We start from the raw sequence: 16,322 nt of genomic DNA, 5'->3' as shown, positions 1-16,322 counted from the left end.
GTTAGATGATTAAGATAAAAGAAAATATCAACATAAGTGGAATGAATGCACCTGATACGGAGGTTTATCAGCAAATGTCGGGGGGACATATAGTAATCTTCAACAGCAAGCGAGAGCAGTTGGGATGAAATAACAATGGGATGACGTTAAAAGAATGGATCGCACTGTTAAGGTTATGTTTGCGGATGTATGTTTATATCTTTTCTTTGATCTCCTTTACATTCAATTCAAAAGTTCCATAGTATATGCAGCCTCATACCATAAAGCTTATATTAAGCCACCAGTAACATTCGTATATTGTGCTGACAAGAAATAGCCTTTCTTTAATAGAGGAGAAGAATAAATGGGAGCGTAAGGCTTCTTAATATAGCCAATTGGTAGGACCCTTTACCGGTAACAGTGACAATTACAGCAACGGCATTAGGGGCGTGGGAGTTAGAAGGTTAAAGGGAACTAGTACCTCCACCTTGACAGGGTGGAGGTCACTGGTTCGAGCCCAGTACGGGTCATTAATAATTAAGAAGCGAAACCCTTGTGTAGCAAGGGTTTTTCTTATGTTACTATCAGTCATGCGAGCTTGAAAACTAAATGGTTAAGCGCTTTGTGCACCTTTTGTGCACCTTTACTTAACTAAAGTCTTTTTATGAAGAGAAATATGCACTTTCAAATTTATCGGCAGCTCGATCTTGCATATCTTGGTTTACATGAGAGTAAGTGTCTAATGTAATAGCAACTCGAGTATGGCCTAAGCGCTCAGCTACAATTTTAGGATTCTCTCCAATCTCTAACATATGAGTAGCATGGGTGTGGCGCAGGTCATGAAAGCTAATTCTAGGGATATTTGCTTTCTCAGTTAGCCTATAAAATTCACGTAAAAGATTTCGAGGCTCTTTAGGTTTACCGACTTCTGTACAGATAATCAAATCATTGTTTTGATAAACTTGAGCAAACCTTGTCATTAACACTTCTTGTTTGTTTTTATGTTCCTTTAGTTTTGTAATCACAAATGGAGATATTGATATTTGTCTTTTCGATTTTAAAGTCTTGGGTTCTTTAAAACTTAAGCGACCATTAATTCTTGTTAGACTACGTCGAACCCTTAACTTCCCTTTACCTAAATCAATATCTTCCCACTTAAGCCCAAGAACTTCTCCACGTCTAAGTCCACAGAAAATTGCAATTAGGTATGGGATATGCATTTTTTCTTTTTCTGTAATTTCTAGAAAATGCTTTGCTTGTTCAATAGTCCATGTAGTGACTTCTTTTCCTTTTATTTTAGGTGGTGTTGCATTAAGTACAGGGTTTTGTTTAAGTAGGCTCTATTTAACTGCTTGTTCAAAGGAACGACGAAGTAAAGAGTGCATTTGTCTTATAAACTGTGGACTATAACCTTCGTCTATTTTCTCCGAGTAAAAGCAGTCAATATCAAAGGTGGTAAAGGAAGATATCTCTTTCTTTTCGAAATAAGGTAAAAGGTGTTTAAGTACTGTATATTTGCGACTTTCATATGTTGTTTCTGACACTTCTCTCCGATAATGTAAATTAAACCATCTCGTAAAATAGTCACTAAAATTTTCAGTGCTTACCTCTTGATAAATACCTTCATTCACTTCGGTCATCACCTTATGACAAGCAATTTGTGCTTCTTTTTTAGTACGAAAACCACTCTTCGATTTTTGGCGACGTTTTCCTGTATTCGGGTCCTTTCCGATGTCTAATCGGTATGACCAAGTTGAACCTCTTTTAACATAATATCCTTTCAAATTGACAAACCTCCATTAGTAATCTGTGCATACATACAACAAAGAATAAGCGTGGGTCATTAGTATTTATGGCCATAATTTATATATAATAAAATTTTTTTCTAATATAAGTTCCTTTATCAAGGCAGATATTTATTCATACCTCTATTTTTATTAGATTTAATATAGTGTTTTTAACCATTTATCTTATAAAATATGGCCACGCCCTTAGGGGGAGATTGCGAGGGAGCGTCAGGGATATACGTATTAAAAACGTTAAGGATATTACAATATTTATTACCACAATCCCTCAGTATTAAAATTGAGAAATTGGGTTTTTTCGTGTGTTTGTCCTTAAAATATAATTTAAAATTTGCTCCTGAAGAGAATATTACATCTAAGCTCATATCATTATCATCGACAATAGATAATAATTCCAGAAGAGTGGGAAGTGAGTAGTATCTAAAAATCATATCTACTAAAGTTAAGAAAGGTAAGTAGAAGTATAATAACAACAAGCCTTCTTCATAGTGGTATAAAGTTAAGACACTTTAATTTAATGGTGGTGAAACTACATGACAAATGAAATACTTTCTAATGTATTTGTCTTTAATGGTGAATCATTCGAATTGTGCGACACATTACTAAAACAAAGAATTGAAAAAGTATACTATATAAGAGGTAGTAGAGTAATAACTAGTCTACTTACCCGAGGAATAAAGACATACGGTGATTTACCCAGGGACCTAGCGGAACTGATAGAATGTGATGGTGCTAGTCCAAATACTGTCCAGTACATGTCTAAGGTAATGAGAAAACTTGATAATCAAATAAGATGGCACACATATCATGACAAAGGATCATTAGAGAATGAATACGTGGAATTTGAAAAGTGGCTTTTAACAGAGTCTCATCTTGAGCCATGTCGCTTAAGTCCCCGGTTTACTCGAATTTTAAAAGAAAAGCATCTAGCAGCAATTGAGGAAAGAAACGTTACTCTAAAACTAATAGGTGAGTTGGAAGGTGTATCACCGGAACGAGTAAGGCAAATCATTGTGCATAGTGGTTATAAGTTAAGGAGACATGTAAGTGATGACTACCCACGAATAGCTGAGGAGATAAGAGAGTCAGAGGATAGTAAAGATTAGGGTCGACATGAAACCTTTTGTCGATATGTTCTTTTACAGGTATTTAAGGAAGTTACGTAACTAACTCAAATAAAATGACAGGTAGTTTACCACTGTACTTTTACTGATCAGGGGTACCTCTTGTATACGTAGTAGACCTATACTGCGCAGGAAGTATTAAGCAACTGCTCATAAACTAGTTAAGAAACTGTTATACACCTTATTTGTCATTTTCTGGTGTGGTTTATATGGAGAGATTACTGAGATTTTTTAGTTCAATTAAACTAACCAGCAGGATAGTTGAAGATAAAGATATGCTAAACTTAAACAGTGGTTTTCTTTTCACACTTTTCCCATTTCCAAATATAAAATAAATAGAGGTTAATTAATTGACTATTCATCGCTCTTTAAATTATTACATGAAAATAGGCTACTTACCTATTCTTGATAGATACAGATTTAAGGATATAAATTCGGAATACGGTTGTTTTATAGGTTTAGATGTGTGTTTACCACTGTATAAAGTATTGGAGATGGAAGCTCAAAGCTTAGAAGGTACTTGGAATGAAGTAATTGATTATGTTGCTAATCCTTCAGAATTATACTGATGAGTATAATGAAGAACTAGGAATTGAAGAAGCAGAGAAATTAAGGAATGTTGATAGGGAAATTATTCATGAAATTGAATATAAACTAAAAGCACCTCCAACTGCTTGTTATCCACTTTATTTTATATCGGTTGGTGATGGCACCGAAGAACGATTAGTTTACGTTGGAAAAACATCCTCAAAAACACATCGCTTCTCTGGCGGTCATCGTGCTACACTTAAACTTCATGCACCTGTATATGAGGGGCTTTCCAAACATATCTATTTTGGTACAGTTGTCTTTTTAGATCATGAGAAAAAATACATGCCTTTAGAATTTATACAACCATTTGAGGATGCCAAAAACCTATTAAGTAATATAGAGGCTGGTCTAATATACGATCTGAAGCCTGAATTAAATTCAATCTATTTAAATAAGAACCATGCAAGTTTTAATATGTTAGTAAATGTTGAAAACCATTCAAGGAGGGCTAATTTACTTAAAAATATGCAAGTATCTATTTAAAGTAAAAAATTATTTTAGTTATGGTATGGGGTTTATACATACTAAATTAAGTTAGTCAGTAGATAATTTGTTCAAAAGAAATTTTGTCTTTTAAATACGCTTGTGAAATTTGTACATCAACTAGAGTAGCGCTCCTGGAATAAGAGAGGAGCGCTTTTTCTATATTAACAAAAAGGAAATTAAAGTTAAACTAGAGAAGTATTTAGTATAAAGAAGCTATGTTAAAATTAAGAAAAAAGAGTTGTGGAATAAAGAATAATATTTACACTTGGTCATTTGTATTTCTTAATAGCTTATTATCGAAAGTAATATTATTGATATTATTAAATTCTGTTGAAGGTGACATAAATTGCGTATATTAGACTGCTCAACTGTTGAAACAACAATAAAATCCCTTTCTGATTTACTTAAAACTGACGAAAAGAGTATAAATTCATTTATTAATAGTAATAAATACCGAATAATTAATAAAGATAAATGTTGGCGTTATGATAATCTCTATATCGATGATGTACTAAGTCATTTTAATTTACAATTACAGGAAATTTATCCTGATAAATTATTTATGTTTCATCTTACAACTGGAATAGGTGATGGTAGTTTCCGACAAAATGGAGTATTGAATTTAGAATCTATAATTAAAAATGATATTTTATCAGCTTTCTTTGCTGAATTCGGAATTCAGATTAATTATGAGGTAAATTCACCACCAATAATTAAATTTAAAGGTCAGGAGTTTACGGATGATATGCTTTTTCATCGTTTTAACAAAGATAAATGTATAAACGGATTCTTGATAAAGGAAGATGCTGAAAATAATTCAAATGTAAGGCATATTAGAGAATGTCCTGAGTTTATATGGGATATTAGCAATCTTATTAAAATGCCCGAATTAGTTGGCAAATGGAAGAAAAGTGCTAAACCGATGAAACTATCCCTGCTTGTAAACTTCGAGGATGTTGATTATTTTGAACCTTTAGAATATGTTCTGAAGGCTATTGAGTATGTTTTATTCAAAAACACAAGTTATTGGGACCCAGATAAAAACTTTATGGTTTTCTTACAGGGGGAGGTTTGTATTTCACCTGAAAATATAACCGAGATAGAGGAAGGCGTTTTTCTGTTATAAAAGAATCTTTTGGTTTTTTTAGACTATCATTGCGGTTTAACTATTATTACCAAGTATAACGAAATTGGACGTCAACAATCTTAGAAACGATTGCATTCAATGTGATTGTGTTTTTCGTATTTGATTCATACTTCGCATTAAATAAGTTAACTAAGAATATCAATGTTGTTTATTAATATTTAAAATTTAGATATAGATGATGAGGAGTAAAATTCATGGTTAATGAAAATGTGCATACTGTTGGGATATTTGCCGATAGAGCTTTTGATGATAAAGATACAGACACCTTACAAAAAATAGCTCATGATTGTTTGGAATGGGTCAAATCTGGAGAGTACACTCTTCTTGAGAAAGGGATTCTTGCTTATCATGGTGCGACCTCCTACAGCAACTATATACATCTTAAATACAAAGGTGCATTACGTTATTCCGATGATATGAATAACGAAAATGATTTTGAGATGTGTTTATTATTGTTTCGATTATCTTTAGAAAATTTAACTGCGTATCAAGAGGAAGCAGATTTGAATGAAGGCTCAGAAGAAAGTCAGTATTTTTCTACATATCTATTAATGGCATACACTAACTATGCTAACTTGCTACAAAAATGCGGCAGACTTATGAAGGCTCTTTCTTACTTGAAGGTTGGTGTAGGAAGAGACTTTCCGATTGCCATTGGGAACTTTGCTGGGTTTTTAATGGACTATGCTACATTTGATTATGACAAAGGGCATCAATCTGTTTTTGCTAATGAGTCTTATCAATTATTAAAAGCAGTGTTGGATTTTGAAAATATAGAACAGTATGCCTATAAACACTATGAGGGCTTAGTTGCTAAATTAGAACGGTTTTATCCAATTGAATTTTTAAAGGAACCGTATGAATTTGAAGACTATTCATTGGGGGACTCTAAGGAAGAAGTAGGATATCGAAAGTGGTGTCTTGAAAATACCTTTTTTCTTAATACGTTAAATGATGCTTTCCCTTATTCCGTTTCTGCAACTGATATTCTTCATTTACCTAACATTGTTGCTAAAATAGATGAAGGACCAAAGTTTCACGGTTTGTTTAACCAGATAAAACAGGAATTTGTATCTGCTAGATATATGGTACATGATGCCTTGTCTTCTGAAGGAGCCCATTTCTCAGATAAAGATGTGCACCTTGTTAATACATTAGATTATCCAGTTTACGGTATTTCAATAGAAAAAATGAAATATTCCTATAGAAGTTTATATTCCTTAATTGATCGGATTGCATTTTTTGTGAATGAGTATTTCGAAATTGGGATTAAGGAAAGGGATGTTTCCTACCGATCGATATGGCAGGATAAAATTAGAAAAGGAAAAAATTCATATAACTTAAAAGTTAATTTAAAGTCGAGGATGACAGGTGAGGAAACGTTTAACCTTCCATTAATCGGTCTTTACTGGTTATGTAAAGACATAGGGAAGCAAAAGATAGAACACCACTATATAGAACCTGCAATTGAACATATATCGAAAATTCGCCACCATCTGGAGCATCGTTATTTAAAAGTTCACGACAGTGTTTTGTATCCCATAACAACAGAATCTTGGGAGAATAGAGATGATCCATTGGCTTATTCGATAACAGTTGATGAATTTAAAGATGCAGCTATAAGGTTACTTGCTTATGTACGAGAAGGGATCATTTTGTTGTCTATGGCGGTTCATCTGGAAGAACTACGTAAAAGAAAAGACAAGGATTCTGATGAAATAATAATGCCGATGTCCATGGATCGTTACGATGATGATTGGAAACGACTTTTTTAGTACACTGTTTAAAAAAGGGGTTAATTATGCAAGGCAACTTTGAGGAGATAATTTATAAGTTAATTAGCAGAAACACTGAAGGTGAATATTGGGATTTTAAACAAGAGTGGCATAAAGATAATGAAAGGCTGCTACATGACATTCTTTGTTTTGCAAATACCGTACACGATAAGGATTGCTATATAATTATTGGAGTTTCTGATGATGGAGAGATTATTGGGCTTAGTGATGAACACAGAGTTAAGCAAGTAGCAATATTAGATTTACTCTCCAACACAGTTTTTGCAGGTGATAATACTCCGGAGGTAAGTGTAGAGACCATTAAAATTGAGGGTAAGGAAATTGATATTCTTACCATTTACAACTCTTATTCTGTACCTTTTTACTTAAAGAAAAAAAGCAAAAGGTACAGTAATATAAAAGAGGGTTACATATACACAAGAATTGGAGATAAGAATACTCCGATCAGTCAAAATGCAAATATGCAACAGATTGAAATGTTATGGAAGAAACGACTTGGCTTAACCCAACCACCATTAAATCAGATAGTAATAAGATTACGGAACAAATCTGAATGGATTGAAAATAATGGAACACACTATAATACCTATAAACCCGAGTTTAAGCTTGTAGAAGAATATGACGATGATGAATACTATAGAAGATCAGGGGAGTTTTATGTATATTCCCAGACTAGCTCCGACTTCATGTATAAGGATTTAAAAGTCATGTGCAACCAAACCATTTTAGAAGGTTTTCAATTAGTAGTTTTAGACGGCGGGAGATTTAAAACACCGATACCTCAGTGGAGCTATGTCGGCCGTGATCAATGGGGTATCAATCACAAATACTCATTCAAGTATTATTTGAAGGATAGCATAGCCTATGAACTGCAGCAGTTCTTCTTGGATGATGAGGACATGGAAGAAGTGTATGCAAAAAGAAATTTTGATGAAGTTGTTCTATATTTTGAGAATGAAGAAGAAAAGTTATCATTTGAGTCATATGTGGAGCGTAACTTAACAACATTAGAAACTAATATTACTGATGCAGAACAAGCCTATTTTACTGTAGATATTGGTGATAAAAGGGAAACTGAGGTAAACATACATAGATTAACAGTAGGATTAGCTCTAAATATGGTATTACAAGATTTTAAAAAGCTCTAAAGATAAATTAGTATTAGAAGGGGAAGAAATCGCTGCAAATAGCTCACATCCTTAATTTTGTTCTCCGCGTATAATTAAATTAGAATTACGAAAAACTAACATTTTATTATATTACACAGTACAAGGATACTAGCTATTTACAACCATTATGAGACGGTTACCCCAAAAGTAATCGTCTCTTTTTACTGTTCTATCAGAGTATTATTTTCAAAGAGTTGAGTTAGGTGAGGTACATCCTGACCTTGAGGATAAAATACAATTGTTCATCTCGGCAAAAAAACTCGAAGGTTTAAGTTCTATTACTCTAGAAAACTACCTTATGGAATTAAGTATGTTTGCTGATATAGTAAAAAAGAAGGATGAGGACATCGCTACAGCAGATGTTAGAATGTATTTAAGTCAAGATGGGACCTTAAAAATGAGTACAATTAGAAAGAAATTATCTGTTTTAAAGAGTTTTTTTAGTTGGTTAGCTTCAGAAGAATATATTAAGCGTGATCCAACTTCCAAATTAAAAGCTCCTAAAGATGAATACCGACTTCCAAAATCACTATCAATCGAAGAACTAGAAATGTTAAGAGAATCCTGCGATACAGTCCGGCAGCGTGCTTTTCTAGAAATATTGTATGCAACGGGTTGTAGATTATCTGAAGTTCATGGATTAGATAAAGCTGATATTAATCTACAAAATATGAGCACATTAGTTATTGGTAAAGGTGATAAACAAAGGGAAGTCTATTTTTCAATTAGAGCAATGTATCATTTAGGTAAGTATATAAAAGGAAGAAATGATAACTGTGAAGCCTTAGTGGTTACAGAGAGAAAACCTTATAGAAGATTATCTAAACGAGGAATTCAAAGAGATATAGATATAATCGCTCAAGAAGCAGGTTTAAAAGACAAAGTAAGTCCCCATGTTTTAAGACACACATTTGCTACTTTAACCTTAAATAATGGTGCTGAATTAGTTGCGATTCAAGAACTCTTAGGACATAGTTCACCAGATACAACACTTAGATATGCAAAGATTACTCATGAGCGAAAGCGAGAGCAACATAAAAAGTATTTGATTCAGTAAGTTTCTGTCCATTTGACACATACTGCGGAACAAAAATATTGTATTCTAAAGTTAAGGGATTTAAGGGATATGTCAGTGGTTGATTTTATAAAAGCGTATTTCATTTCAGATAAAGGTAGTTTTCTTAAAGGCTTACTTTCGAAATAGCGTTTAAATATAATAAATAATAACAAAAAATATAAAGGGGAGGGAGTATTTGAGTTATGCAGTGTTACTTTTGTGGAAAAAGGATTCATTCTTCACAATACGGGCTTGTTTGCAAACAGTGTGAGGTAGGGTCTTTCCTTGCGCGAGCAAGCGAATCAGGTTTAGAGCAATGGTTACAATCACTTTTAAATCCAGTTGATAACTTCACATGGACAAATGTTAAAAAAAGAATTTCTATTCTCATTAAAGACATTAAAGAAAAGCACCCCTTAATGAGTTTGTTGGAGCAAGCTAAAGAACTTGATCATTTAATCATAAAGGAAATAAAAACAGTGTTATCGTATTATCATAAAGAGGATTTAATAACTGCAACCTTATCAATTAAAGAAGCATGTCGGATTAAAATGCTCGACCTAAAAGAAGATGAAGATTTGTGGAGTTACCAAAATGAATATTCGGTGGCAATCCTATTACAACGTGAGATTATGATGTTTAATGACGAAATGTTTTTAGGAGCGTCTATTGAGGAAAAGGACCAAGGTTATTATGGATTTATTACAGCAATTGTATATGCTCGAGTTTTGGTCTTATTACGGGATAATTGTGAGAAGTATAAAATTTTGAAACATACTGAAGATTTGATGGAAATGTCTTTTAAATTTCATGAGGATCAAACAATGGCTGATTTCTTTAATAGATACATGAAGGATGGAACTGGCGAGAAACCAGAGGATTTACGTTTCGAAGACAAAGATTTATTTAATGATCTAAACAAAAGAGGACTAACATATGCACAAATTAAAGAATCTATAGCTAAAGAGGTAAATAGGCAATTTGGAGTAAGTTTTGACGAACTGAATAAAATTTTCAATATAAAAGATCTGTTTTTAGAAAAGACTGATGATAAGCTTCCCTTAAAAATAATTAGAAAAGAAAAATTGTTAAAAGAAGGGTTTAATATTGATAATGTTATGCAAGTGATTAATCTCTTTTCAATAAACAAAATCCCAAGTCGTATTTCTTATCCAGTTGACAGTCACTATGAATTAAGAAGCATTTATGAAGTTGGTGATTTTATTGTTTTTGGCAAAATTGATTTGATCCAAAATATATCAATATTTGAAAAGTTAATTATATCAGGGCACTTTCTAACGATGTATGATGAGAGGGTAAAATTATCTTCTGTTATTAGAAAGGCACAAAATAAATTGAGTAGTTTGTTTGCATTTAAATTAACTGAGGTATTAAAGCAATCTAAATATATAGTTCCTACGGAGATTAAAAGTGGTAAGAAAATCGTTCGAGCAGAGATAGACACTATTCTTAATTATAATAATAAGAAAAGCATTCTGAAGCAAAAAGATGGTAAAAACCTAGGTGATATAGATGTATTAGCAATAAATCCTATATCTAATGAAGTGATATTGTACGAGCTTAAGTTTTTTAAACCAGCATCTTCATTTAGAGAGATGGTATACAGCGATAAAAGAAGATTAGTAAAAGATGAGGTAGTTAAAAAAATGATGAATCGACAGAATGCTGTTGAAGAACATATTGATTCCGTGGTTGCTTTTATCGGTGGTGATACAGATAAAAAATATAGTGTGAGATCCATACTTGTTACAATACGATCTAATTATTTCTGTTATTTTGAAGACATCGGGATAGATTCTGTGACTTGGAACGAATTATTAGAGGAGATAAGAACAAATCACTAATCTATATAAAGAAACAAATTAAATAGCTACACAGTACAACAATACTGTTGAAAAATTACGGAGAAGATTACCTTTATTAAGTAATCTTCTCTTTTTCGTATATGACTAAATACTGCGCAGTAATGGTCTTTATATTTAATGGGATTTGTGAAAGAGTGTACTAAAGCTAATAAACAGGGGGAAGAGGTATATGAGGATTTTTTGAATTAAACAAAAATGAGAAAATATGGTATTATACATCTAGGCAATTGTGTTTTCAATGGAGGTGGATAGCATCGATAAGCCATTTGAGATTATTAACATAAGTGATCGAGATATAATGACAGCCATTAAAGAAAATGGTTGGTACATTGACAAGGTAGAAAAAACGCCTGAAAGATGCTTAGAAGCTGTTAAGCAAAATGGTCGTATATTACAATTTGTCCCTAAAAATTTACATTCTGTAGCTTTGTGTCTTGAGGCTGTTAAACAAAATGCTTCAGCTATAAAATATGTGTCAAGAAAAATAATGACCGTTGATATTTGCATAGAAGCCGTTAGAAATGACGGAACAATAATAGCCTACTCCACTTATATTCCTGAGGAGTTTCGAACAAAAAAGCTTTATCTTGAGGCAATAAAGCAAAACGGCAAAGCCCTTGAATATGTTCCCGATAATTATAAGTCGGAAAGTTTTTGCAGAATAGCTATTGCGCAAAATGGTTTAGCGCTTAAATTTGTTCCAAAGAATATTCTGTCAAAAGAATTATTCATGTTAGCAGTTGAGCAAAACGGATTGGCCTTGGAATATGTGCCAATTAAAAACCGAAGCAAAGAATTATGTAATGCCGCTGTTAATAATAATGTATTGGCATTAGAACATGTACCGAACAGATATAAAAAGACGGAGTTGTGCAATGCGGCGGTAAATTCAAGTTGGAAAGCTTTTCTCTATGTACCTGAGAGTATGTATACTTTAAATAATTGCCTTGAATTATTTGAACGGATATTAAGAGAATGCGACGATCTTTCTGAGATATCGTATAGTGACCGCTCTTGTGTAAGAGAGATAGCAAACCGCTTGCCAGATAGTATAAACAACGATATTCAAATTATCAGATTGGAAAGACAATTACAGGTAAGGGAATTTAAGAGAAAATACTTTGATAAAGAAACAGATAGATTTATTACGATAGAAAAAATATGTTATAGAGAAGAGGATGAAGTAAGAGAATTTGATTTATTTGTTGACTTTTATAAGCATTTAGATGGTGATTTGAAAAATGCCAATCTGCATGATTATGATTTTAAAGAGGCCAGTCTCGCCAATTTGAATACTGAAGGTGCCTATATTAATAGCGATGTATTAGTCGAACAACACTTATATGACGATTCTTTTTACGCTGACAACGTCAAAGATGATGATTGCAAAACAGAGCTTATGATTTCTGAAGAAAATGAGGTAGTAGAGGCTATCTCTGTTCTTCATGATATCGATTTGATTTTAGATCCCACATTAAACGACACTTCTCACAAGATATACTATATTAGTGATATCCACTTAAATCATAAGCTTTTAAAAGTATTTCCAACAAATGCAACTGAATTGGAAGTTATAATGTATATCAGACAGCTTGTAAAAAAAATGATGGATACTGCTACAGATATAACTAATAACGACTACTTATTAATAGCAGGAGATATATCTTTTAACTTTGAAATATCGACTTTGTTTTATACAGAATTAGTCGAATATATCAAATCTAGGTTTTGGAGTCATTGCAAAATAGTAGTAGTGCTTGGAAATCACGAATTATGGGATTATAATCGACACGGGGTAGCACATTCTAACTTGATTACTTTAGATGAAATTATTCAGCAATACCGGGACTTGTTTTCAAGTCTAGGCATATACTTTTTACAAAATGATTTGCTGCTTTCAAACGGAATGATTATTTCAGAAAAACAATTGAAATCCATTGATCAGGACGAGCTGAAGCATATCTGCTTGAAAAATCCTTTTGTAATACTGGGTGGATTAGGGTTTACCGGATTAAATTCACAATTTAACGCCACACAAGGAATTTATCGGCAAACCATTATGTCTTTAGATGAGGACATTAAACAGACAAATCAATTTAAATTTATTTACAATAAAGTTAAAAGTGTTTTAGGCAATGATAAAGTAATTATTTTAACTCATACGCCAAAAGAAAGCTGGTCAAACGAAGATTACAATCGGAACTGGATATATGTGAATGGACATACTCATCGAAATGATTACTGTTGTGACGAGGAAAAAACTTTCTATTCTGACAATCAAATTGGGTATTTTTCTACAAGCATAGGTTTAAAGCATTTTAAATTACCAAGAGTTTATGATATTTTTAAGTATTATCCCGACGGAATTTATTCTATTTCGAGAGAGCAATATTTGGACTTTAACCGAGGCGTTGAGATTAAAGTAACTTTTAATAGAACAGGAACTATACATATGCTTAAAAATAATAATGTATATTGTTTTATATTTGAAGACCAGAATAAGGGAAAAATATATTTGTTAAATGGCGGGAGGATTAATAACTTAGAACTTAACGACATCAATTATTACTTTGAGAGAATGGCGTATTATTCAGATGCCATCAAAGGGTTATTTAGCGATTACAATAAAGCACTAAAATCCATATCTGATAGTATTAAAAAAATTGGCGGTAGTGGGAAAATCCACGGATGTATTGTTGATATAGATTTCTTTAATCACATTTATGTGAATCCGGAAGACGGAACCGTAACCCCATATTTTGCCCTGTCGATTGTTGATAAGTATATCTATCCAAGTGTCGAAGCGCTTTTGTTAGCTCAAAGAAAAGATTTATATGATAATTATATGAAACTTTTAGACGGAGAGAGCGAGGGAGAAAAGCTGTTGAAAGGTGAAATACATGCAGGAAGCATTGAAATATCACGATTTGTTTCGGATACTTATATGTATAGACCATCAAGAATAATGAAGTCATTACAGTACCTGACAGAAGTTAATGTTATAAGGATATGGAATGATCGTATTATGGAATTTCAATTTCAAAGCAAAAATAAAGCAAATGATTTGTGTGATAATAACGACACTTTGTTACTATCCGCTAAACAAAATAGAAGCAAATAACGCCGCTTTTCAGCGGCTTTTCTGCGTGATTATGAAGTTGTTTAAAGATCTTTTAGATTAAGGAAGTTCCGGTTGCGCATAACTAGACGTTTATAGTGTTATTATTATCTGACATTTTTAATCGTGCAGTACAAGTAGCAAATAAATATGAAATGACGAGATAATACGATTTTTTACTAACGGGTTGCCTTAGTTGAACAAGAGCTATTATTTACAAATGATCTTTTGCTGCGCAGTACAACGATACCATTCAATAGAAATTGATATACTTCAATTGGCGCGATTGGGGAAGACCAAAGCCTAATTACTTGTTAAAGATAAGGAGGATTAGGGCTTTTTCACTTAAATTGTTGATGTTCTTCTATGGGTAAACGTGTTGACGTTAAGTGGGGAACTTGGTAGCAAGTGTTATTATAAACTAGGGTACAGATGGTAAATTCTGTTGATATGATAGTAATTTGCTTTATCCGATCACAAACCTTCTTCCGCAATTAAGTGCTTTTATTGAAAAGAATACTACTGAAATACAAACATTCCCTTCCTTAAATTCTAAGAAGGGAATGTTTGTATTTCAGTAAGGTTATTTACATTTCAACCTTTTAACCATGTGAAAAAATCAGTTCTTAACACTCTTTTGCAACGTCCGATTCTTATTAACGGAAAAGTTGGTTGATTCATCATTTCATATGCAGTAGGTTTTGAGATTTTTAGGATTTCACTTATTTCTTTTGCTGTTAGAATTAAGGGATAGTCTTCTTCTTTATCTTTCATTTATGACTCCTTCAGTATTATTAGTATGACTATTTTCTGATTCAAGTTCCCTCAACCATTTGTCTATTATTTCTAAGCAACGTCTTCTGTTTTTATCTTCTGTATTGTTCTCCGAAAACTCTGTGCTTTTTCTCATAAAAAAACCTCCTTTTTAAGGAGGTTAAACACTTTTAAAGCAAAGAATAAGTTTGGACTTAATAAAGTCTTTGCATAAATAATTTAATTAAAATCTCTAACTTCATTAGGGATAGTAAAATTTTCTGAACGACTTTTTGCAATGATCACAATGTTAATACGATTTTTAATTACAGTATAGCAATAACCCACCTTAAGAGGACCATACCCCTGTAATATTTCTTTTAATGTTACAAAATCGTTTAATTCATTGTTTATACTAAAAATTTCAATTATGAAGCCGCCGTTTTCCCAAATAGCAACTCTAAGATAGATGTTTTGATGCGCACTAATTTTTAGAATAACACCTCTTACATCATAAACCCAATGATTTGGTTTTGTATGTTTTATTTTAATCCTTTCTTTTAGAGCGAGTTCTTCTGTTTGATTTAAATATACGTGAAATTGTTCTACCGAAAAAAAAGGATCTGGGAGATATTTAAAATGATCTATTGTCCACGACTGTTCAGGTGTTCCCGGTTGGATCCAGGAAATAGGGACTCTCCAAAAGATTGCTAAATTAGCCAAAAGTTCATTTGATAAGTCTTGGTTGCTGTTAATAGGTCTAATCGCAACTTTTTTATTTACTTTACTAGGGTGATGTTGACCTTTGAGAATTCGAATCTTATCTTTGTTAATCCCATATTTGTCGACTAAACTAGTTTGAGGCATCCCTAAAAATTCTCTTCTTAAAAGAATCGTAAATCGTCCTTGAAGAGATAGTGTAAGTAAATATTTTCTAAATAAGCTCATATCCTCTTTAAGAAGGGGTAAATCCTGTCTATCAAGTATTTCTCGTCCAGCACTATCCCTTGTCTTCTCTGAAAGATATTCTTTTTCTGTAATTCTACCCTCAATAAAATCTATAGCTTTTTCGAAAGGAGTTCTTGGCTTTTTCATTTATATCACCAAGATAAACGTACCTTTACTCGGTAAGGATTTCTGCGTTGGACTTAGATAAGTCCAACGTTTTTTTTAATCATTGTTATGGGTACGATAGGTTTAGAATAAGTATTGGATGAAACAGGTCGGCTAAAGAAAAAGACTTTGCTTTAAACTTTTTCAACAGTATAAAAAAATTCAATGTTTTCATACCAACACCCCTTTCTTTTTTAAAATTTCGTATCCAATACAATGAAAATTCTAATTGAATTCCCTCATTCTCTGTAGTAAGATAAAGAAAAATAACGTAGAAAAGGGATTCTACGAATAAAAT

General features: G+C 32.5%; 13 protein-coding genes. 8 read left to right on the top strand and 5 right to left on the bottom strand.

What is annotated here, in order from left to right; genetic code table 11:
* Nucleotides 1–641: 641 nt before the first annotated feature.
* Together RYX56_RS06435 and RYX56_RS06430 are read right to left on the bottom strand one after the other, a co-directional pair.
* Nucleotides 642–1,244 carry a site-specific integrase gene (locus RYX56_RS06435; protein WP_317121320.1) on the bottom strand — a complete coding sequence of 201 codons (603 nt, stop codon included), beginning with the start codon at nt 1,242–1,244 and terminating at the stop codon, nt 642–644.
* A gap of 75 nt (nt 1,245–1,319) precedes the next feature.
* Nucleotides 1,320–1,763, bottom strand: a complete 444-nt coding sequence (locus RYX56_RS06430) for a site-specific integrase family protein (RefSeq protein ID WP_317121229.1) — start codon at nt 1,761–1,763, stop codon at nt 1,320–1,322.
* 554 nt (nt 1,764–2,317) lie between these two features.
* Between RYX56_RS06430 and RYX56_RS06425 the strand changes: the two genes are divergently transcribed.
* The 8 genes from RYX56_RS06425 (at nt 2,318) to RYX56_RS06390 (ending at nt 14,161) form a co-directional block, all read left to right on the top strand.
* Nucleotides 2,318–2,890, top strand: coding sequence for a hypothetical protein (locus RYX56_RS06425; RefSeq protein WP_317121228.1), 573 nt, complete (start codon nt 2,318–2,320; stop codon nt 2,888–2,890).
* A 558-nt stretch (nt 2,891–3,448) separates the two neighbouring features.
* Nucleotides 3,449–3,982, top strand: coding sequence for a hypothetical protein (locus tag RYX56_RS06420; protein WP_317121227.1), 534 nt, complete (start codon nt 3,449–3,451; stop codon nt 3,980–3,982).
* A 349-nt stretch (nt 3,983–4,331) separates the two neighbouring features.
* Nucleotides 4,332–5,111 carry a hypothetical protein gene (locus tag RYX56_RS06415; RefSeq protein WP_317121226.1) on the top strand — a complete coding sequence of 260 codons (780 nt, stop codon included), beginning with the start codon at nt 4,332–4,334 and terminating at the stop codon, nt 5,109–5,111.
* Nucleotides 5,112–5,326: 215 nt separating this feature from the next.
* Nucleotides 5,327–6,907, top strand: coding sequence for an LA2681 family HEPN domain-containing protein (locus RYX56_RS06410; RefSeq protein ID WP_317121225.1), 1,581 nt, complete (start codon nt 5,327–5,329; stop codon nt 6,905–6,907).
* A gap of 26 nt (nt 6,908–6,933) precedes the next feature.
* Entirely contained in the window at nt 6,934–8,076 is a 1,143-nt protein-coding gene (locus RYX56_RS06405; RefSeq protein ID WP_317121224.1) for an AlbA family DNA-binding domain-containing protein, read from the top strand.
* Between the two features lie 259 nt (nt 8,077–8,335).
* A complete protein-coding gene (xerA, locus tag RYX56_RS06400; RefSeq protein ID WP_317121223.1) occupies nt 8,336–9,154 on the top strand; it encodes a site-specific tyrosine recombinase/integron integrase in 819 nt (272 codons plus the stop codon).
* Nucleotides 9,155–9,357: 203 nt separating this feature from the next.
* Nucleotides 9,358–11,019: a hypothetical protein gene (locus RYX56_RS06395; protein ID WP_317121222.1), complete on the top strand. Its 1,662-nt coding sequence runs from the start codon at nt 9,358–9,360 to the stop codon at nt 11,017–11,019.
* Between the two features lie 319 nt (nt 11,020–11,338).
* Nucleotides 11,339–14,161, top strand: coding sequence for a DUF4116 domain-containing protein (locus RYX56_RS06390; protein ID WP_317121221.1), 2,823 nt, complete (start codon nt 11,339–11,341; stop codon nt 14,159–14,161).
* Between the two features lie 591 nt (nt 14,162–14,752).
* Here RYX56_RS06390 and RYX56_RS06385 read toward each other — a convergent pair.
* The 3 genes from RYX56_RS06385 to RYX56_RS06375 all read right to left on the bottom strand — a co-directional run bounded on the left by RYX56_RS06385 (nt 14,753) and on the right by RYX56_RS06375 (nt 16,006).
* Nucleotides 14,753–14,932, bottom strand: coding sequence for a helix-turn-helix domain-containing protein (locus RYX56_RS06385; RefSeq protein ID WP_317121220.1), 180 nt, complete (start codon nt 14,930–14,932; stop codon nt 14,753–14,755).
* Entirely contained in the window at nt 14,922–15,068 is a 147-nt protein-coding gene (locus RYX56_RS06380) for a hypothetical protein (RefSeq protein ID WP_317121219.1), read from the bottom strand. Before RYX56_RS06380 ends, RYX56_RS06385 begins: the two co-directional genes overlap by 11 nt.
* A gap of 83 nt (nt 15,069–15,151) precedes the next feature.
* Complete coding sequence (locus RYX56_RS06375) at nt 15,152–16,006, bottom strand: hypothetical protein (protein ID WP_317121218.1); 855 nt, start codon at nt 16,004–16,006, stop codon at nt 15,152–15,154.
* Nucleotides 16,007–16,322 lie beyond the last annotated feature (316 nt).

It is taken from the genome of Alkalihalophilus lindianensis (assembly GCF_032843265.1).
GTDB lineage: Bacteria > Bacillota > Bacilli > Bacillales > Bacillaceae_D > Alkalihalophilus > Alkalihalophilus lindianensis.
The sequence above is the reverse complement of the archived record's forward strand: the minus strand, read 5'-3'. Positions and strand labels throughout refer to the sequence as shown.